Genomic DNA, 19,463 nt, shown 5'->3' on the forward strand with positions numbered 1-19,463 from the left:
GTGACAGTAGCTACAAATTAATCACCTAATCCTTCAGTTATAATATCAATTTTAACTTCCTCATATCCTCACTAATTTTCTTCTCCAACACTTTTGCATAAATCTGAGTCGTTGTCAATTTCGAATGCCCCAGCATTTTGCTGACTGATTCAATAGGCACGCCGTTGTTCAAGGTTACAGTGGTAGCAAACGTGTGACGGGCCAAATGGAATGTCAGGTTTTTTGGGATTCCGCAAAGGTCAGCGATCTCTTTCAGATAGGCATTCAGATTTTGGTTGGAGATTAACGGGAATAGAGTTCTCCGGGATACCGCTTTGGGATGTTGTCTGTAAATTTCTATGATCTCCTGTGCTTTTGGCAATAGCGGAACGGGAACCGGATTGTCGGTCTTTTCCCGTCTGGTAAAAATCCAGAGTTCGCCATCAATTCCTGTTTGTAAATTCGATGGCGCCAGTCGCATCACATCACAATAAGCTATACCTGTGTAGCAACTGAAAACAAACAGGTCGCGGACATATCGTAACCGGTCAATTCTCAATTCCTTGCTTTCAATGGCTTCAAGTTCATCTTCGGTTAAACAATCCCGGTGTACCTTTTTAAATTTCAACCGATAGGCTGAAAACGGATTTTTATCGATCCACTCCATCCTGACGGCAAGATTGGTGAGCTTTCGCAACCGTTCCAGGTGCTTCATAATGGCGTTGTTGCCCAACGTCTGATGATGGTCCAGAGGGCGGTGGTTACGCAGAAAATTCTCAAAATCACAAATGAACCGGTAATTTAAATGGTTCAAGGGAATGTCTTTCCGATTTAAATACGATTCCAGAAACATAGCCACGTAATTTTTTGTGGTAAAATAATTCTTCAAGGTTCCCCATTTCAGAACCTTTTCATTGTGGCTGTTGTGATAATCGAACAACTCCAACAGGGAATACTTTGAATCTTCCAATCCCAGGAACCGGTTTTTAATGGCGGCAGGGGTCACTTCCTCGTTTTCTACGATTAAATCCTGGTAGTGTTCAACCAAAATCGTCCGTACCTGTTCAAGGAAGGTATTCAGGTTTTTGTATTCGTCCGTCAACGATTTGACCCTTCCTTTCCTGCCATCCCAATCCCGGACAGGGATCCATCTTTTGATCGACACTTCGCACCGTTGGTTATTTACTGTAACCCTTGCAAATACAGGGGCTTTGCCATTTTTTGCCTTTTCTCTACGAATGACAAAATAAACGCCAAAAGTAGCTGTCAATGTTTTCCTTTTCATTTCAAATCAGGTTAAACCAAATTAAAGGTCACCAAACAGGTCACCGGAGAAGTTTCATTTGATGTCAAAAGAGGCCAAATGGAGCTACACCATGATCTTCTGTAATACCAATGTTTATTGGTCGTACAAAAGAAAAGGTGACCTAAACTTAACAAAAATTGTAGGTCACCTTTTAGTTCACGTGGAAACTGGTTTTATATGGTCTAAATTGATATGTTAAAAAATCAAAAAAGCCCGCAAACACTGGCGTTTGCGGGCTTTTGATATCTTTTGATTTCCCTTTTTGTCGGGATACCAGGATTCGAACCTGGGACCCCCTGCTCCCAAAGCAGGTGCGCTAACCGGACTGCGCTACATCCCGAAAATTTATTATGCGGAGAGAGGGGGATTCGAACCCCCGGTACGGTTACCCGTACGGCAGTTTAGCAAACTGCTGGTTTCAGCCACTCACCCATCTCTCCTGATGGCTTCAATAACTTTTTGAACTACTTTAAAAAGAGATGAACGGCAGTTTAGCATCCGGCGATTGCCGGATCAGCCACTCACCCACCTCTCTGTTCAGGCAGTTTAATCATTCACTTTTTTTCATCATGTCGGAGGTCTGCTTTTCCCCCTTTGAACGTGCGTGCAAATATAGAACTACTTTTCACTTTCGCAAAATTATTCATACAAAAAAAAAGAGGCTTTTTAAACGCTGACAACGGAAATAGTTGTCGCGGACAGAAAAGTAGAAAATGGCTTCCAAGTGGACTTCTACGGGGAATTTTCAAGAAAGTTCTGTGATCATTTTTCCTGTTCTTCGATGTCTTTATGAATCAGTCAGATATTGTGAGAATGTTATAAAATCACTGATTTTACTTGGACAATAGCCCTTTTGAATTTATCTTTGAAACAGAAAACGTTCTAATAAAGATATTGTCCGCATTAATTCAAAATTGGCAAATTCAACAGTTTACAATAAACCGAGAAAGCTTTAGGAATGCAAAGACAGGCCTTGTAGTCCGGCAAATGCCGGATGAGTAGTTCGCTACCGGTGGAAGTCTGACCGTTTCGGCACTCAAATCCTGTAATTCAGGGATTTTGCGCAATCGAATTAGTGCGGATTTTTTGCTTATGTTACTTCTTCAATCTTGTTTGAACTACCAAAAAGAGCAGCAAAAGAGTGGCAATGAAGCTGCTGATTCGCGCGATATAATCGCCATTGCGGACATAGAAAGTCAGTTCATCGTTTACATGCAAACGGTCGCGCAAGGCTGTTTTTACCCACCAGCTTGTTTGTTGCAGAATATCGCCGCGCTGGTTGATAAAGGCCGAAATGCCTGTATTGGCCGACCGGGCGATACTACGTCTGGTTTCAATGGCCCGCAGCCGGGCAAACGACAGGTGTTGCCTGTAACCCGGGGTATTTTTCCACCAACCGTCATTGGTGATGATAAAAATTAAACCTGCCCCTTTTTTTATAAATTTAGCCACATAGGCACCAAATACCGATTCATAACAAATAACAGGAGCTACTTTTAGTCCGTCTGTCGCAATCAAATTGGTCGGTTCTTTTTGTCTTCCCAGGCTTCCCGTTGTCCCGCCTAAATCGATGATCAGATTTTCGATAAAAGAAAAGTATTTACCGAATGGCATTTTTTCGACACCGCTCACCAAAATGCTTTTATGATAACTCTTGACAACCCGGGTCTGATCTATTTGAAGAGCCGAATTATATATATCGTAATACAGGTTATTATGTTCGAGTTTACGTGCCGTTTCCGGCTTGTTTTCTTCCGGATAAAATAAAATCTGCGTGGTAGCGCCTAATACAAATTTTACGTTGTTGTGGTTTACCGACCGTTCATGAAAGGGAAGGATAAAGGGGTGGTCGATTGTTCGCTCATTCTCCCACAACGGATGAAGCGCTGTTTCCGGTCCGACAACATAACCGGTAGACGGGGTGATGAATGAATCGGCCAGTTGAAGTAATGATTCCAGTTGGTCTTCGGGACTTATCCGATCGAATTTTTCGTTGTACGGATCAATATTCGGCTGTAAAACAACAATTTCGAACACAGGCCCTTTTTCGATGTGCCGGTTATAAGCTGAAACAGAAATGATAACCGGCAATACCGTCAGCAAAACCAACGGAGCGACCGTTCCGGCCAAACGGTTCAGGCGGTTTTCAACCACGATCTTATAAAGTTGGTAAATCAGCAGGTTCGTTGCCAGTATCCATAGCGTCCCCCCCATGACACCGGTGTATTCGTACCATTGGATTAGTTTTACGTGGTTGGCAAAACCATTTCCCAATGTGAGCCAGGGCCACTCAATATCCCAGTTAAAGTGGAGGTACTCAAAGGTAATCCAAAAGGCTGCCAGCGACATGTTCGATAGGGCAGCATTAACATATCTCTTCATCAGGTGATACAGCCACCATACCGTAGCCATGAAAGCCGCATTCAGAAAAACAACCAGTATGATTCCCACCAGGGTCGCGTGCATGACCCACCAGGTGGTCAGGGCATTCCACATCCAGAAACACAGGTAAGCGTAACCAAAAAAGACAATACTTTTCTTTTTTTCTCTTTTCAGAAGAACCTGGTCCCCAACAATCAACAACGGGATAAAAGCCGTTAAAAGTATCCATCCCGGCATCAGCCCTAACCACGGCAGGCTGAGCAAGACAGCCGAAAACAACGAGAGCGCCAGTAACTGGTAACGTTTCATGAAACTAACTTAACGAGGTATTTTGAGAAAAAATGACCGGTTTATTTTTTTCCGACAAGTTGAAAATAAAATCAATCCGGCCCAAAACCAGTCCGCCCCAGCCAACCTGGTTAACAATGATCTTTTTCCCCTTTGCATTTTTAAGTTCCAATGGTTTATCCAGGAACGTATGCGTATGCCCCCCTATGATCAGGTCCGTCAAGTGAGTTTGGGCTGCAAGTGTTTTGTCCGAGATTTTGTTTTCCTTGTATTCCAATCCGAGATGTGACAGACAGATAACCAGATCGCATTTTTTTTCGTTTTTCAGAAATGATTCCATTTCGAGCGCCACCTTGACCGGATCCTTGTAAAGGGTACCTTCATAATTTTTTTCGCTGACCAGCCCTTTTAATTCAACTCCCAGTCCGTAGATCCCAATCTTAACCCCGTTTCTGCGAAAAATTTCATATTTCGAAAAACGGTCATACAAAATGGTTTGAGAAAAATCGTAATTACTGGAAATATGCGGAAACTTGGCATAGTCGAGGTCGCGGTTCAGGTCTTTCAGCCCGTTGTCGAACTCATGGTTGCCCAAGGTCGATGCATCGTACCCCATTTCAGACATGATTTTCAGGATCAGTTCTCCTTTATAGAAATTGAAATACGATGTTCCCTGAAACATGTCCCCGGCATCAAGCAACATCATGTTATCGTTTTCCTGCCTGATTTTATTAACGAGGGCGGACAGCCTCGCCAAGCCTCCCTGCCCGCCGAACGACGGGTCTGTCGCCGGGAACGGATCGATCTGGCAATGAATATCATTGGTATGCAAGATGGTTAAGCGAATCAGCTCCTCCTGTGCAAACAAATGATCAGGCAGATGAACTAAGGATATGCCTGCACTTGCACCTATTAACTGCCGAATAAATTTTCTCCGGTTATTCATATCGAATCCTCCCGTCAAGTTTTGGCGAGATTACTTTGCCCTCCTGATAATCCTTTCTCATTCGGTTAATAAAGCAATCGCGGATTTTCATATTTAATTGAATGTATTCTTTTCGATTCAGCAACATATTCATATGATCGCCTCCGTTAGCTACATATTCGTTGGTAATCATCCAGTAACTGGCTGCCCGGTTAACCGGCTTTCCGTTAACTTCAAAACGGGTAATGGCGCCATCTTTTATTTCCAGTCGGATACCGGAAACACAATCGCCTTGCTGCCGCGCAATTTGTCCGGCAAATTCATACAACTGTTCTCCACCGATTTTCAGTAAAACCAGCTCATTCTCAAAAGGCATCAGTTCGTATATTTTCCCGACCGTGACGGGGCCTTTGGGAAGCGCAGTTCTGATTCCGCCGTAATTCAGGTAAGCCAGGTCGGGATATGGTTTTTGCGCATACTTTTCCGCCAGTTTATCTCCTTCATCCAGGAGCAAATCCGACAGATAGTTGGTCAGCAGGCTTTCCGGTTTTCCTTTAACCAGTTCGGCATCGCAGGTGCCGATTATTTCAAGCATATCTTCTTTCAGTTCAGTCTGGTAAGGTGCAACCAACAGAATGATGCTGGAATCGATTGTTGAAATGTTTTCATTATTTGGGATATTCTCCATTTTGATATCATGAATGAACAAGGTAGTTTTACAGGAAATTATTCCCAAAATGATGGCAATGACGAAAATTGCCCTTCGTGTTTGGAATTTGCGTTTGATCATTATGAATAGTTTATAGTTCAATTTTATACTTGAATTCAATTATTTTAAACTTTGTAATAACGATTTTGTTTTTTTGTAAATATTTATTTTAATGGAGAATTTAAAGGTACAGATTTTTACGCGCCTATTATATAAAATTTCTGCAATAGTTTTGTTCATATTTCTTTTTAGTTCGTTTGCTCTGGCCCAGGATTATCAAACTGTAAAAGCTGAAAAAGGGGAAGGAATTTATGGTTTATTGAAAAGACATGACTTAGCCCCTGAAAAATACCTGAAAGAATTTATCGAACTCAACCAGTCGAAACTGGGAAAAAATAACAGTTTATATGCCGGCCAGACTTACCGGCTTCCTGTTCTTAAAAATGCAGATATCCCTGTACCTGAAGAACCGGCAGGCGCCGAAACCCCGGCCCCTGCCCTACCCGCTGCGCCGCCGTCGAACGGCACCATCTACCCGATTTTTGGAAAAAAATATCAGCTTGTTGTACCGGTCAGTAACCAGTTGAACGGAGCTGTTTTTTACCTGGTGAGTGGTCACGGAGGACCCGATCCGGGAGCTATCGGGAATTACCAGGGTCACCAGCTTTGCGAAGATGAATATGCTTACGATGTGACACTTCGGTTGGCGAGGCGGCTGATTGAACACGGAGCGATGGTGTATATGATTGTCCGCGATGATAACGACGGGATTCGCGATGAGAGCTATTTAAAACCCGATTCGGATGAAGTTTGCTACCCGAACCAGGTCATTCCCCGTAACCACCTGAACAGGCTCCGTCAACGGAAAGATGCAGTAAACCTGCTTTATACCGAACATAAAGGAAAATTTCAGCGGTTAGTTGAAATACACCTGGATTCGCGCAGCAAAGGAGAAAATATTGACGTATTTTTTTATCACGATAAGGTAAGTAAAACAGGTCGGAAAATGGCCTTAAATCTCCAGCAAACCTTCAAGGAAAAATACGCGCAACATCAACCCAACCGCGGTTATCACGGCACCGTATCCGACCGGAATCTCTATGTATTGAAATACTCCTATCCGCCGGCAGTTCTGATTGAATTGGGAAATATTAACCATCATCGCGACCAGCAGCGTTTTGTAAGGGAAAATAACCGGCAGGCAGTGGCGAATTGGTTAGCCGAAGGCCTGATCCGGGATTTTAAAAACAACAAATGAAATTGCCTGACGGGAAATATCTCGTTCTGTTTGACGGGTATTGCTATTTGTGCAGCCATACCGTACAGGTAATCCTGAAGTTCGATAAAAAGAGACGCTTTGTTTTCGCACCTTTAACCGGTGAAACAGCAAAATACTGGATGGAAAAAGAACATATTCCCGAAACGGTGGATTCGGTGGTTCTGATAAGCCCGGACGCTTATTACATCCGTTCGGCAGCTGTTCTGGAGATCGCCCGTATCCTGGGCGGCTTTTTTCTGCTATTCCGTATTTTCAGAATTTTGCCGCAAAAATGGCTTGATCATCTGTATAACCGGATTGCCCGAAACCGGTTTCGCTGGCTGGGACGGCGGGACCATTGTTTAATGCCGTCGGCAAAATACCGGGACCGGTTTCTTTAGATCTCAAAATCGCCTTCTTCGTATTCGCGGTACCTTCCGGCCAGATGCCCCATCAGCTTGCTGATGTGTTTCATGGCATTGGCGGTCGACGTTGTCAGCTCCTTTTGCTGAAGTTTAAGCAGCATCATACTGTACAAGGCATGGAGCGCTACCTGGATGTCGTGCGATTCAATTTCATTGCTCTTTAACCGAAATTCGTTGATCAGGGGTTGGGCGAGCTGATAAAGGGTCCTGTATGCTGAATCGTTACTTGCCTGAAGCAGGCGCAGATGAAAGTGGTTCAGCTCATCCGTCAGATTTTTAATCACTTGGATATGGCCGGTTTCAGCAAGCTGCTCTTTTTGCATCATGACAACCATATTTTTATACCACTGATAGATTTCCAGCCGTGTCTCTTCGTTGGTATCAAAATGCGCGACAAGGGTCTCGCCTATTTTTTTCAAATCAAAATGCAAGGCCCTGAGCAGGTCTTCAAGTTGCCAAATATACAGGATGTATTCGGCGATATTTGTTTTTCGTTTTTCGCGTGCAATCAGCATAATCAATTATCAAAAAAGTCATCCAAATCGCGGCGTTCTTTTTTGGTTGGCCGTCCGGTTCCCTGGTCGCGCTGGAGCCAAAGCATGTTTTTTTTGATTTCCAGCATTTCAAGTTCTTCTTTGGGCGTTTGATCAATAACAAATTCGGCTGTCATTTTGGGGCCTACCCGTTTTTCAACCAAACCCAACACCTGGTAACGATAGGTGACCGGTGGTTTTTTTACCAGGACGATGTCACCGACCTTCAGGACGCGCGACGGCTTTACCTGGACACCTCCGATGATTACACGGCCTTTTTTGCAGGCTTCGGTCGCCATACTGCGGGTTTTGTATATACGAACCGCCCACAACCATTTGTCAATGCGTACCTGGTTTTCCATCTTATTTCCGCTTATTGAACTCATTCATGGTCCGTTCAACGCCAATTGTGCCGTAGCTCTGAATAATCTGAATACAGGTATCCAGTTTTTCAGGAAGCTCGGCCTCTTCCTCTTTCGACCATTCGCTCAGCACATAGTCGACCTGTTGGCCCCGGCTGAAGTTATCGCCAATGCCAAACCGGAGTCGGGCATAATCGTTTCTCCCGATGGTTTCCTGAATGTTCTTCAAACCGTTGTGACCGGCATCACTCCCTTTGGCCCTCAAGCGCAAGGTGCCGAATGGCAGGGCCAGGTCGTCGGTAAGGACCAGGAGCTTTTCAACCGGAATTTTTTCTTCTTTCAGCCAATAATTAACGGCGCGGCCACTTAAGTTCATATAAGTGGTCGGTTTCAGCAAAATAAATGTCCGGGCTTTAAATTTGTACTCGGCGACGTAACCGTATCGCCGATCGCTAAAAACAATATTGGACGCTTCAGCTAAAGCGTCCAATATTTTAAACCCGATATTATGCCGGGTGTTCTCATATTCTTTACCCGGATTTCCCAATCCAGTTATCAGATATTTCATTTTTTTATTCTTTCAGTTCACGTTTGTATCATTCGTCACATCCAAAGGATGAATGAGTATCAAACAAAACCGGATTATTTTCCTGCAGCATTCATGGCAGCACGTGCAGCCCTTGTAATCATGATGGTTACAACAGGAATCGACTTGGAGTTCAGGAACTCCAGGTTTTCTGCCTGAATTTGACCGACTTTGATACTTTGCCCCAATTCCAGATTATCGATGTTAATATTAATTGAATCAGGAATGTTTTTAGCCAAGCCTTTTACTTTCAAGCGACGCAGGTTAAGTTTCATCTTACCACCGGCACGCATCCCTTTGGCATAACCATCCACTTTTACCGGAACTTCAATTTTGATTGATTTATCTTCCTGTATTCTCAGAAAGTCAACATGCAAAATTTGCTCGGCTACCGGATGGAATTGTACATCCTGCATAATGGCTTTGTGCTCTGTTCCGTCGATATTCAGGTCGATCATATACACGTTAGGGGTATACACAATTTTCCGAAATTCGGCAACATCTGCCTGAAAATGAATAGCTTCTTTTCCTCCGTAAAGCACGCAAGGTACTTTTTCTTCAGCTCTTAATTTTTTAGCGTCCTTTTTACCAAGATCAGCTCTTTGTGAGCCATTGATTACTACTGTTTTCATTATTTGAATTTTAATAATTAATTATGGTACTCAGTCCTCCCTTTTGGTGAAAGGGCAAACAGCATACATAACATTCATGCCGTATGGAAAAAGCGGTGCAAAGATATAAAATTACTTGTAAAACATCGAACTAATTGATTGATTATTGAATACAATTTGGATGGCCTCGGCCAGTGCTTCGGCAACAGAAATGTACTTAATCTTAGATGACTCCTTTTTAGGCGGAATGGTATCGGTGAAATAGACTTCCTTCAAAGCCGAATTTTCAATTCGTTCGTAAGCCGGATCAGACAATAAGCCGTGTGCCGCAAACGCGCGTACCGAGTTGGCCCCTTCTTTGATCATCAGGCTGGCAGCTTTGGTAATAGTTCCCGCCGTATCAATCATGTCGTCAACAATGATGACGTCTTTGTCACGAACATCGCCGATCAGGGTCATGTTTTCAATGACATTTGCCTTTGCCCTCGATTTGTGACAGATCACCATGTCGGTGCCAAGCATGCGGGAATAGGTATTGGCTCTTTTGGTACCGCCTACATCGGGCGAAGCAATAACAATGTCGCGTAAGCCCATCTGTTTAATGAAAGGGATGAACAAGGCTGACGCATACAGATGATCAACCGGAACATTGAAAAATCCCTGAATCTGATCAGCATGCAGGTCCATCGTAATCACGCGGTCGACTCCCGCGGCCGACAGCAAGTCGGCCATGAGTTTTGCACCAATGGAAACACGCGGCTTATCTTTCCGGTCCTGACGGGCAAAACCAAAATATGGAATGACCGCGATCACCTTATAGGCCGATGCACGTTTGGCGGCATCAATCATCAGCAATAGTTCCAGTAAATTGTCGCCGGGAGGAAAAGTCGACTGAACAATAAACACATGCGATCCGCGAATCGTTTCTTCATAACAGGGTTCAAACTCGCCATCTGCAAATACAGGACAGGAAGATTTTCCTAGTTCAATACCAGCATGGTTGCAAACTTTAGTAGTTAAATACGTGGTAGCAGAGCCTGTAAAAATCTTCAGCGGGGCCTTATTTCCCATATTTTCCTTTTTAAAATTTTAGTAGCTTGGAATTGCGCGCAAAGGTAAAAAAATCTTTACGATATATTAAAGGTAAGATTACCAAGTTATTGTTTTTAGAATGAATCACAATAATCATTACAATCCAATAAACTGACTGGCAAGGTATTAGTTAATTATTGATGATGTTTCGGCAATAAAATTAAGTATTTCTTCTTTTCCCGTACCTGTTTCAGCCGAACTGACAAAAATCGCAGGTAATTCTTCCCATTGTTTACGGAGTTCTTTTTTATAGTAAGCCAGGTTGCCGGCCAGTTTGGTTTTTCCCAGTTTATCCGATTTGGTAAACACCAGGGCAAAAGGGACCTGCTTCTCTCCCAGCCAGGAGATAAATTCAAGGTCAATGGTTTGCGGCTCCAGGCGGGAATCAATCAACACAAACAGGCAATACAGGTTCTCGCGTTTCAGGATATAATCAATAATATAAGCCTGAAATTTGTTCAGTTCCTTACGCGAGACTTTGGCATAACCGTATCCGGGCAAATCAACCAGGTACCAACTGCTGTTGATCTCGAAATGATTAATCAGCTGCGTTTTACCCGGACGTGCCGATGTTTTTGCCAGTTTTTTATGGTTGGTAAGCATGTTGATCAGCGACGATTTTCCCACATTGGAACGTCCGATAAATGCAAACTCGGGCTTATCGGGCGCAGGGCATTTCTTCACGTCCGAGTTGCTCATCAAAAAGCGGGCAGTCCTGATCTCCATGATTACACGTGTACTTCAAGTAGTTTTACATGACCTGAAAGCGGGTTTAACTGAAACTGGCTGACTGAGGCCGGAACCAGGATTGTTTCACCTTTTTTTACATTTTCAGTTGTTTCGGGGCTGATCAGTTCGTATTCGCCTTCCACGCAGATGTAAATAACAAATGAATCCAGCCCGTAAATGTCTTTTTCAATTTTTGTATTGAATTCCAACAGGTTGGTTGTGAAATACTCACAACTAACCACCTGGTTGCTTTTATTCAGTTCGTTGGGGTAATTTGTTTTGTAGTTATCGTGATAGGTAAAATCAATGGCATCAAGCGCCAGTTCGGTGTGTAATTCGCGCTCGTTCCCTTGGGCATCCCTTCGGTCGTAATCGTAAATACGGTAGGTGATATCGGATGTTTGCTGAATTTCGGCAACCAGAATGCCTTTTCCAATGGCATGAACGCGGCCGGCCGGCATGAAAAATACATCGCCTGCCTCAACCTCTACGAAATTAAGAATGTCAGTCAGTTCTTTATTCGCGAGTTTTTTCAGGTAAGTTTCCTGATCGATGGCACAATTAAAGCCGGCATTCAGGCGGGCGCCTTTGTCGGCTTGCAAAACATACCACATTTCGGTTTTCCCGAAGGCCTGATGGCGTTTTTTTGCCATCTCATCATTGGGATGAACCTGCACCGAAAGATCATCATTGGCATCGATAAACTTGATCAGCAGAGGAAATTCGACGCCGAATTTTTCAAAGACTTTGTCGCCAACCAGCTCGCCCATATAAATTTCAATGAGTTCTTCCAGGTTATTTCCGGCCAAAACACCGTTACTGACAACCGAAACATTCCCGTCAACTCCGGATAATTCCCAACTCTCTCCACAGTTTGGCAAATGGCCAAAATCTTTTCCCAAAGCGGTTTTCATTTTTTGTCCGCCCCAGATCCGCTCCATATAAATCGGGGAAAATTTTAAAGGATACAGGTTCTTCATGTTATATGCGATCACTAATTTGTTCTGTTAAAATTCAAAATCAACGGCTGCCCGCAATGTCGTCGTGCCGGCAACCAATTTCACAACCTTCAGGTGTTCGGGATGAACGCGGTAAACATCCAGATCGGCAAGATTTTCGAAATGCGAAATCAGGCAAATATCATACGATTTGCTTTCGAGTTCGTAATTCAGGCCCACCTCCAGGTATTTTACTTCGGCTATTTTATCTTTTAATCCTTCAAGGGCTTGTTTAATCTGTATCAAAACTTGCTGTTTTTCCGCCTCCGGGTATTCATTCAATTTGAAAAGAACAACATGGTTAATCATAATCTTGTTCGTTTAGGATATTTATTTTTCGCTGCGAAGTTAATACTTTCCGCGCTGTCCTCCACATTTAGAAGCTGGATTAAGTAAAAATACCGCCATCTTAGCTATCTTTGAATATAAAAACGAAAATGATCATCATCGGTATTGCTGGAGGAACAGGTTCAGGAAAAACAACCGTGGTCAATAAAATCATGGATAAGCTTTTGGTTGATGAAGTGGCTGTTTTATCGCAGGATTCGTATTATAAAGACAATGCCCACCTGCCGCTTGAAGAAAGACGAAAGCTGAACTTTGACCATCCCGATTCGATTGAATTCACACTGCTGGTCGACCATTTACAGCGGTTAAAAAACGGCGAACCGATTGAGGAACCTGACTATTCGTACCTGACCTGTACCCGTTCCGGAAAAACAACAACGGTTCATCCCAAACCGGTCATTATTGTTGAAGGAATCCTGGTTTTGTGTGATGCGGAATTGCGTAAAATGATGGATATTAAAGTGTTTGTTGATTGCGACTCCGATCTGCGCTTGTCGCGTGTCATTCAGCGCGATATTATTGAACGAGGCCGCGATGTACACCAGGTGTTAACGCGTTACGAAGATACGGTACGCCCCAGCCACCTTCAGTTTATTGAACCCTCGAAACGATATGCCGACATCATTATTCCCGAAGGAGGAAATAACCGGGTGGCGATCAGGATATTAACCCATTTCATCAAACAAAACCTATGATCTTATGCTGTACAACCTGAATATCGAAGACGTTTTATTCCTTGATATTGAAACGGTTCCCCAATATCCGGACTACCATGAGTTGCCGGAGAATTTTCAAAAACTATGGGACCAGAAATCAACTTATTTCCGTACCGAAGAACAGGAACCGGGTGATGTATACGAACGGGCCGGTATTTATGCCGAGTTTGGACGGATTATCTGTATTTCGGCCGGTTTTGTCGTTCAAAAGGCCGGAGAACGTTATTTTCGGGTGAAATCGTTTTATGACGATGATGAGAAAAAGTTGCTTTCTTCGTTCAATAACATGCTGAACAAGTTTACTTCGAATCCCGGGAAATGCCTTTGCGCGCATAACGGACAGGAGTTTGACTACCCGTATATCGCCCGTCGCACCCTGATTAACGGTTTGCGGTTACCGAAAATACTTGATATGGCCGGTATGAAACCCTGGGAAGTGAAAGACCGGCTGATGGACACCCTTCAACTATGGAAGTTTGGCGATTACAAAAATTATACATCGCTGAGTTTACTGTGCGCGGCATTTCAAATTCCGACGCCGAAGGACGACATTGACGGCAGCCAGGTTGCCGGAGTTTATTATGAAGAAGGCGACCTCGACCGCATTATCCGCTACTGTGAGAAAGATACCCTGGCCGTGGCCAATTTGTTGTTGCGCTATAAAGGCGAAGCCATTATCGGCATGGAAAACATGGAGGTGGTGTAGGTCCGCTTAAAACTTCATCGCCCGGTCCATGTCACGTTTCGAGTCTTTTTGTTTCAGGCTTTCGCGTTTGTCATATGTTTTCTTTCCTTTTGCCAGTCCAATTTCGAGTTTTGCCAGGCCGCGGTCGTTCATAAACATCCGGAGCGGGACGATGGTCAGTCCGCTTTCCTTAATCTTTTTCTGAAGTTTTTCCAGCTCCTTTTTTGTCAACAGTAACTTGCGGTCGCGGCGGGCTTCGTGATTATTGATGTTGCCAAAATCATACTCCGAAATGTTCATGTTTACTACATACAGTTCGTTCAGGGTAAAACGGCAATAGGCCTCCACGATACTGGCTTTACTGTTGCGAATGGATTTTATTTCGGTGCCAACCAGTTGGATTCCGGCAATAAACTTTTCGAGAATTTCGTATTCGAAATAAGCCCGTTTGTTTTTTATATTGATATTTTGTGGTTTATGCGCCATAAGGGAAAATTACAGATAACAATTTCCAACTGACAATATTTGTCATCCCGAAAATCAGCAGAATCAACAAGATTGACAACATAATAAACCGCGAACGGTTTACTTCGGGTATACCGAGGCTGGTTTGCGCCCCCGTAACAAAAATGTAGAAACCGTACAATCCAACAATATTCAACAGAGCCAATCCGTGAAATAAACCGGTGATAAATGATGCAATCACAAAAGGAAGCAAGGTAAAGGCGATCACATAACTAAGAAACTGCCTGTCGTGTAAACCTCCGTAGTTTACCTGCAAAGCCGAAATAACTGCAACGGCAAGGTAATACTGGATGAGGTAACTCACGATAATCCGTATCGCTTTCATCAAAGCAAAAGACAACAGGTAATCGGGCTTACTGATGAGCTCTCCCAGGAATACAGCGGCCCCGGTAATAACAATCAGGGGCAGAAGCAGGCGAACAACAATATTTTCGGTAAAATAGTCCGGCTGTTTCTTATCCCAGAATTTTTTCGGATCGGCAAGTATCGATTTGCATTCCTGATAAATCCAGTTGTATTGTTGCTTAAAATCCATGTTTCTTTCTTTTGCGTTACAAAAATACATTATTTTGCAAATTAGAATCACGAAATCACCATGCACGACAGAAAATATCAAATGCTCACCATCCTTGGGCCGACGGCTTCGGGAAAAACAACTGTGGCTGCCCATGCTGCCAAATTGCTCGGCGGCGAAGTAATTTCGGCTGATTCGCGACAGGTGTACCGCGGAATGGATCTGGGTACCGGAAAAGATTATGCCGATTATGAAGCTGATGGCGTACAAATTCCCTATCACCTGATTGATATAGCAGAGGCCGGTTATGAGTATAATGTATTTGAGTTTCAGCATGATTTCCTCACCGCTTATGCCGATGTAACCGGACGCGGAAAATTTCCGGTTTTATGCGGCGGGAGCGGGTTGTACCTGGAGGCGGTTTTAAAAAATTATAAATTGATTCAGGTCCCGCATAACGAAGCGCTGCGCCTGGAATTACAGGATAAGGAACTGGATGAACTAACCGACATCCTGAAAAACTATAAATCAGACCTGCACAACAAAACGGATATTGAAAATAAGAAACGGGCTTTACGGGCCATCGAGATCGAAGATTACCTGCAGCATCATCCGGATATCGACCGATCGATGCCCGACATCAACAGCCTGGTGGTTGGGGTTAAATTTGACCGGCTAAGCCGCCGCCGCCGGATCAGCGAACGCCTGAAACAACGCCTGGACAACGGCATGCTGGACGAAGTAAAAGCCCTGCTCGACAAAGGTCTAACGCCAGACCAACTGATTTATTACGGGCTGGAATACAAGTACCTGACTCAGCATTTAACCGACGAACTGTCGTACAACGACATGTTTACCGGACTGGAAACCGCCATTCACCAGTTTGCCAAACGGCAAATGACCTGGTTTCGCCGGATGGAACGGCAAGGGATCGACATTCACTGGCTTGACGGCTACATGCCCCTTGCCGAAAAACTTGAGCGGATTAGCTACTGGCTGAACCGGTAGCTCCCGGCAGTTCGGCGTCTTCTTCCCTATTCCTGCCGTCTCGCGCGCCAGCTGATTTCCATCGTGCTCAGATCAGCGGAATCGCTTTCCCGCACCAGAGTCGATTGGTATTTATTTTCCTTCAGTTGATTGGTTACAACAGCTAAACGGTCGCCGCCCAATCCTTCTTTCAGGTAGTTAATTTCGATGGTTGCCGGTTCATGCGCGTTCAGAAAATCGATTCCAAACTGATCCAACACGCGCTCCAGCGCTTTTACGCTGTTAAAATGCCTGTTCACATCCAGATCGCTGAATAAAACCGGCGAAAAAAGCATTTGCTCCGGATGATTCTTCGGCCTGATCCGTTTGGGTTCGCGGCAAACGCTCGCGCCCTTATACCGGGGAAACGTTTCTTTGTAATCTTTCAGCAGAACAATCTTTTTGCTTTCGGTATCCAGGATCAGCCAGGCAGAGTTGCCACGCAGCAGCACTTCCCCCTTTTCATTTTCAAGAATAAATTCGCGATAGGCATACATGCCGTCGGTCCCCGCCGACCAGGTATTGAGCACAATGATATCCTGCCACGAAGGATATTTTTCCACGTCGATATACATGCGTGATAAAACCCAGAACATATGCTGGCTTTGAAGTTGGTCGTAGCCCCAATCCATCACCTGGGCATGAGACCAGGCTGCTTTAAGCATAAACTGAAACAACGAACAAACCGACGCTTTCCCGTACTGGTTTGTGTGAAACGACTGAACATTGATTTTCTCAGTATATTTTTCCATCCAATGATGATTTTATTTAAACCTTTCAACAAAAGTATTGTTCAGCTTTGAAAATAAAGAAGCAATTGCGACTTTTGCGAAAATTTTTCTGAATGAGCGATATCATTATTAAAACACCCGAACAAATTGAGGGCATCAGACAAAGTAGTCAACTTGCAGGAAAAGCGTTGGTTATGATCGAAGGATTCCTGAAAGAAGGGGTCAACACCGAATATCTCAATAAAACGATTGATGAGTTCATCCGCGATCATGGCGCCATACCGGCAACATTGGGCTATGGCGGTTATCCAAAATCGTGCTGTATATCGCTCAACGAAGTGGTTTGTCACGGTATCCCCGACCCGGCTACCGTTTTAAAGGAAGGAGATATCCTGAATATTGATGTGACGACTATTTTAAACGGCTACTATGGCGATACCAGCCGGATGTTTTCGATCGGGAATATTTCGCCAAAAGCAGAAAAAATCATCCAGGTGGCCCGCCATTCGATGGATTTAGGCATTCAGCAGGTACGGCCCGGAAACTACATTGGCAACATCGGTTTTGTAATCGGACGTTATGCCAAATCACAGAAATACAGCGTGGTCTATGAGTTTTGCGGGCATGGCGTTGGCGTCGATTTCCACGAAGCCCCTCAGGTTGATCATATTGCACGGCGCAATTCGGGCGACATCATGCGTCCGGGAATGACTTTTACCATTGAACCGATGATCAACGAAGGAAAGGCATCAACACGGGTGGATAAAATTGACGGGTGGACTGCCCGCACCAGTGACGGAAAACTCTCTGCTCAATTCGAACACACCATTTTGGTTACCGAAAATGGTTATGAAGTGCTGACCGATGTTCGCGGCGAATACAATTAACAAAATAATACATTCCAAAAGCTTGCCGGTTCGCTTAAATGGCTTATTTTAGCTTATTATTTCAATGTGATGTGAAAAATCAATTGGCAGACCTTTTCAACCGGCTCGTAACAAGCGCAGATACGAATCCCTACTCCGCGATCGAGGAGCGGAAAAAAAGTATCCTGCTGAACCTGTTTTTTTATTTTTATTTTCTGGTAGTTGGCAGCTTCCTGGTTTGGAACGTAATCACCTCAAACCCGGTTTATTTATTTGCCAATGCTGCCGGATTGTTTGTTGGGATTATTTTGTTTTACATCTTCCGCGTAAAAAAACGGCTGGTTATCGTTTCCGCAGTCTTTGTAGTAACCATTGCCCTGTTCTCGACCTTTTTATTACAAACGGGAGGAATAGAAAATTCGGCCCTTGTTTTTGCCCTGCTCATCCCGCTACCCACTATCCTTATTTTGGGAAAGCGATGGGGGCTTATTGTTCTGATGGTTTTCATCCTGATCAATTTGGCAGGCTTTATCTTTTTTTACAATACGATGTGGTTCCCACATTATAGTATGCACATGATTAGCCGTACCGGGATTGTTTTTGTGTTGATTTCCGTCATGGCCTATTCCAACGAATATGTATTCGAAACGCTGTACCTGCGGCTCGAAAAATTGTCGGAATCGTTGAAAGTGAGCCAGCAGCGGTATAAAAACCTGGCCGTAAACAAAGAACGTTTTGTTTCGCTGATTTCCAATAACCTGGGCGACCATATCGGAAGCTTTGCCGCAATTGCCAACCTGTTGAACGAAGAGTATCACGAGTTGACCGAAGAAAAACGGCTGGAATTAATCCGCAACCTGGCCAATATTTCCCAGCAAAATTACAAACTGCTGTACGACCTGGTGAAATGGTCGACCTCGCAAAGCGAAACCATTCCGTATGTACCAAAACCAATTAAACTGGAAAAGATCTACCGCGACATTGTGGCCCTTTTTCACCCGATGATTGAAGAAAAGAAATTGTCCTTCTTTTTAAAGATGAGAAGCAACTCGGAAATTTACGCCGATGAAGACATGCTGGGGGCCATCCTTCGGAGCCTGGTTTCAAATGCCATTAAGTTCTCTCATGTTGGCGGCGAAGTCCGAATATCGGCTGTTGAAGAAGATGACATGATGGCCGTAACAGTTGCCGATACCGGTGTTGGCATGTCGCGCCAAAGTTTAATGCGGGTGAACGCTGCTGTGTCATTTTCCACGCCGGGAACGATGAAAGAACCAGGGACAGGTATCGGGCTGATTTTGGTCAGGGAATTCCTTCAAAAGAACAGGGGCTATTTTCATGTCGAAAGTCAAAAAGGAAAAGGGACCCAGGTAACCTTCCGCCTTCCGTTGGTCGAATAGGCGCTTTGATCATCTGATTCTGTCCCGGCATTCGAAATCCTCGGCTCCGAATATTATCTTTGCAAAAAAAACAAAATGTCACTGATTATTGAAGAAAAGGATTTGCAGAAGTTCATCATGGTTGGCGACCGGGTGCTGATCAAGCCCAAAAACCCGATGGGACAAACCCAATCGGGCCTGTATTTGCCTCCATCGGTACAGGAAAACGAAAAAGTACACAGCGGGTACGTCGTGAAAACAGGACCTGGCTATCCGATACCGGCGATGACCGATGAAGAGGAACCCTGGAAAGAAAAGAAAAGCGAAGTAAAATATGTCCCCTTGCAGGCACAGGCAGGCGATCTGGCCATTTACCTGCACAAAAGCGGCTTCGAAATCGAGTTCAACAAAGAAAAGTATATTATTCTCCCCCACTCGGCCATCATGATGATTATTCGGGATGAGGACTTGTTTAAATAATTACAAATCG

The 19,463-nt window shown here is 44.2% G+C and carries 23 protein-coding genes and 2 tRNA genes; 8 read left to right on the forward strand and 17 right to left on the reverse strand.

The window, feature by feature from the left end; all coding sequences use genetic code 11:
• Nucleotides 1–37 precede the first annotated feature (37 nt).
• From ACOIT5_RS20905 to ACOIT5_RS20930, 6 genes are all read right to left on the reverse strand, one after another.
• Complete coding sequence (locus ACOIT5_RS20905) at nucleotides 38–1,264, reverse strand: site-specific integrase (RefSeq protein WP_423128104.1); 1,227 nt, start codon at nucleotides 1,262–1,264, stop codon at nucleotides 38–40.
• A gap of 286 nt (nucleotides 1,265–1,550) precedes the next feature.
• Nucleotides 1,551–1,625, reverse strand: a tRNA-Pro gene (locus ACOIT5_RS20910).
• A gap of 13 nt (nucleotides 1,626–1,638) precedes the next feature.
• Nucleotides 1,639–1,725, reverse strand: a tRNA-Ser gene (locus ACOIT5_RS20915).
• Nucleotides 1,726–2,380: 655 nt separating this feature from the next.
• Entirely contained in the window at nucleotides 2,381–3,976 is a 1,596-nt protein-coding gene (gene lnt, locus ACOIT5_RS20920; protein WP_423128105.1) for an apolipoprotein N-acyltransferase, read from the reverse strand.
• A gap of 4 nt (nucleotides 3,977–3,980) precedes the next feature.
• A complete protein-coding gene (locus ACOIT5_RS20925) occupies nucleotides 3,981–4,919 on the reverse strand; it encodes a bifunctional metallophosphatase/5'-nucleotidase (RefSeq protein WP_423128106.1) in 939 nt (312 codons plus the stop codon).
• Nucleotides 4,894–5,670 (reverse strand): 5'-nucleotidase C-terminal domain-containing protein, encoded by a 777-nt coding sequence (locus tag ACOIT5_RS20930; RefSeq protein WP_423128107.1) that lies wholly within the window; start codon nucleotides 5,668–5,670, stop codon nucleotides 4,894–4,896. Before ACOIT5_RS20930 ends, ACOIT5_RS20925 begins: the two co-directional genes overlap by 26 nt.
• A gap of 151 nt (nucleotides 5,671–5,821) precedes the next feature.
• Here ACOIT5_RS20930 and ACOIT5_RS20935 point away from each other — a divergent pair, with 151 nt between their 5' ends.
• Nucleotides 5,822–6,847 (forward strand): N-acetylmuramoyl-L-alanine amidase family protein, encoded by a 1,026-nt coding sequence (locus tag ACOIT5_RS20935; protein ID WP_423128108.1) that lies wholly within the window; start codon nucleotides 5,822–5,824, stop codon nucleotides 6,845–6,847.
• On the forward strand, nucleotides 6,844–7,248 hold the full coding sequence (locus tag ACOIT5_RS20940) for a thiol-disulfide oxidoreductase DCC family protein (protein WP_423128109.1): 405 nt from the start codon (nucleotides 6,844–6,846) through the stop codon (nucleotides 7,246–7,248). The genes ACOIT5_RS20935 and ACOIT5_RS20940 overlap by 4 nt, the downstream gene beginning before the upstream one ends.
• Here the strand turns inward: ACOIT5_RS20940 and ACOIT5_RS20945 are convergent.
• From ACOIT5_RS20945 to ACOIT5_RS20980, 8 genes are all read right to left on the reverse strand, one after another.
• On the reverse strand, nucleotides 7,245–7,787 hold the full coding sequence (locus tag ACOIT5_RS20945; protein ID WP_423128110.1) for a DUF4924 family protein: 543 nt from the start codon (nucleotides 7,785–7,787) through the stop codon (nucleotides 7,245–7,247). The genes ACOIT5_RS20940 and ACOIT5_RS20945 overlap by 4 nt on opposite strands.
• 2 nt (nucleotides 7,788–7,789) lie before the next feature.
• Complete coding sequence (locus ACOIT5_RS20950) at nucleotides 7,790–8,191, reverse strand: RNA-binding S4 domain-containing protein (RefSeq protein WP_423128111.1); 402 nt, start codon at nucleotides 8,189–8,191, stop codon at nucleotides 7,790–7,792.
• A complete protein-coding gene (gene pth / locus ACOIT5_RS20955; RefSeq protein ID WP_423128112.1) occupies nucleotides 8,169–8,735 on the reverse strand; it encodes an aminoacyl-tRNA hydrolase in 567 nt (188 codons plus the stop codon). The genes ACOIT5_RS20950 and pth overlap by 23 nt, the downstream gene beginning before the upstream one ends.
• A gap of 74 nt (nucleotides 8,736–8,809) precedes the next feature.
• Entirely contained in the window at nucleotides 8,810–9,385 is a 576-nt protein-coding gene (locus tag ACOIT5_RS20960; RefSeq protein WP_423128113.1) for a 50S ribosomal protein L25/general stress protein Ctc, read from the reverse strand.
• 111 nt (nucleotides 9,386–9,496) lie between these two features.
• Entirely contained in the window at nucleotides 9,497–10,435 is a 939-nt protein-coding gene (locus tag ACOIT5_RS20965; RefSeq protein ID WP_423128114.1) for a ribose-phosphate pyrophosphokinase, read from the reverse strand.
• 147 nt (nucleotides 10,436–10,582) lie between these two features.
• Nucleotides 10,583–11,182, reverse strand: coding sequence for a ribosome biogenesis GTP-binding protein YihA/YsxC (gene yihA, locus ACOIT5_RS20970; RefSeq protein WP_423128115.1), 600 nt, complete (start codon nucleotides 11,180–11,182; stop codon nucleotides 10,583–10,585).
• Nucleotides 11,183–11,184: 2 nt separating this feature from the next.
• The gene (locus ACOIT5_RS20975; protein ID WP_423128116.1) at nucleotides 11,185–12,165 is read right to left on the reverse strand and encodes a type I phosphomannose isomerase catalytic subunit; all 981 of its coding nucleotides are present in this window, start codon (nucleotides 12,163–12,165) and stop codon (nucleotides 11,185–11,187) included.
• A gap of 27 nt (nucleotides 12,166–12,192) precedes the next feature.
• Nucleotides 12,193–12,492: a Dabb family protein gene (locus ACOIT5_RS20980; protein ID WP_423128117.1), complete on the reverse strand. Its 300-nt coding sequence runs from the start codon at nucleotides 12,490–12,492 to the stop codon at nucleotides 12,193–12,195.
• A 128-nt stretch (nucleotides 12,493–12,620) separates the two neighbouring features.
• On the opposite strand from ACOIT5_RS20980, the gene udk reads away from it, so the two are divergent.
• Together udk and ACOIT5_RS20990 are read left to right on the forward strand one after the other, a co-directional pair.
• Complete coding sequence (gene udk / locus ACOIT5_RS20985) at nucleotides 12,621–13,226, forward strand: uridine kinase (RefSeq protein ID WP_423128118.1); 606 nt, start codon at nucleotides 12,621–12,623, stop codon at nucleotides 13,224–13,226.
• Between the two features lie 4 nt (nucleotides 13,227–13,230).
• Entirely contained in the window at nucleotides 13,231–13,953 is a 723-nt protein-coding gene (locus ACOIT5_RS20990; RefSeq protein WP_423128119.1) for a ribonuclease H-like domain-containing protein, read from the forward strand.
• A 6-nt stretch (nucleotides 13,954–13,959) separates the two neighbouring features.
• Here the strand turns inward: ACOIT5_RS20990 and smpB are convergent, their stop codons facing one another.
• A complete protein-coding gene (smpB, locus tag ACOIT5_RS20995) occupies nucleotides 13,960–14,418 on the reverse strand; it encodes an SsrA-binding protein SmpB (protein ID WP_423128120.1) in 459 nt (152 codons plus the stop codon).
• A complete protein-coding gene (locus tag ACOIT5_RS21000; RefSeq protein ID WP_423128121.1) occupies nucleotides 14,408–14,992 on the reverse strand; it encodes a YIP1 family protein in 585 nt (194 codons plus the stop codon). Before ACOIT5_RS21000 ends, smpB begins: the two co-directional genes overlap by 11 nt.
• A 60-nt stretch (nucleotides 14,993–15,052) precedes the next feature.
• Here ACOIT5_RS21000 and miaA point away from each other — a divergent pair, with 60 nt between their 5' ends.
• A complete protein-coding gene (gene miaA / locus ACOIT5_RS21005; protein WP_423128122.1) occupies nucleotides 15,053–15,979 on the forward strand; it encodes a tRNA (adenosine(37)-N6)-dimethylallyltransferase MiaA in 927 nt (308 codons plus the stop codon).
• Between the two features lie 26 nt (nucleotides 15,980–16,005).
• On the opposite strand, the gene ACOIT5_RS21010 is transcribed toward miaA, so the two are convergent.
• Entirely contained in the window at nucleotides 16,006–16,749 is a 744-nt protein-coding gene (locus tag ACOIT5_RS21010; protein ID WP_423128123.1) for an acyl-[acyl-carrier-protein] thioesterase, read from the reverse strand.
• 92 nt (nucleotides 16,750–16,841) lie between these two features.
• On the opposite strand from ACOIT5_RS21010, the gene map reads away from it, so the two are divergent.
• From map to ACOIT5_RS21025, 3 genes are all read left to right on the forward strand, one after another.
• Nucleotides 16,842–17,615 carry a type I methionyl aminopeptidase gene (gene map / locus ACOIT5_RS21015; RefSeq protein ID WP_423128124.1) on the forward strand — a complete coding sequence of 258 codons (774 nt, stop codon included), beginning with the start codon at nucleotides 16,842–16,844 and terminating at the stop codon, nucleotides 17,613–17,615.
• Between the two features lie 71 nt (nucleotides 17,616–17,686).
• Nucleotides 17,687–18,994 carry a sensor histidine kinase gene (locus ACOIT5_RS21020; RefSeq protein ID WP_423128125.1) on the forward strand — a complete coding sequence of 436 codons (1,308 nt, stop codon included), beginning with the start codon at nucleotides 17,687–17,689 and terminating at the stop codon, nucleotides 18,992–18,994.
• A 75-nt stretch (nucleotides 18,995–19,069) separates the two neighbouring features.
• Nucleotides 19,070–19,453, forward strand: coding sequence for a co-chaperone GroES (locus ACOIT5_RS21025; RefSeq protein WP_423128126.1), 384 nt, complete (start codon nucleotides 19,070–19,072; stop codon nucleotides 19,451–19,453).
• Nucleotides 19,454–19,463 lie beyond the last annotated feature (10 nt).

This window comes from Gaoshiqia hydrogeniformans (genome assembly GCF_049347105.1).
In the GTDB taxonomy this organism is placed as follows: Bacteria; Bacteroidota; Bacteroidia; order Bacteroidales; family Prolixibacteraceae; genus Gaoshiqia; species Gaoshiqia hydrogeniformans.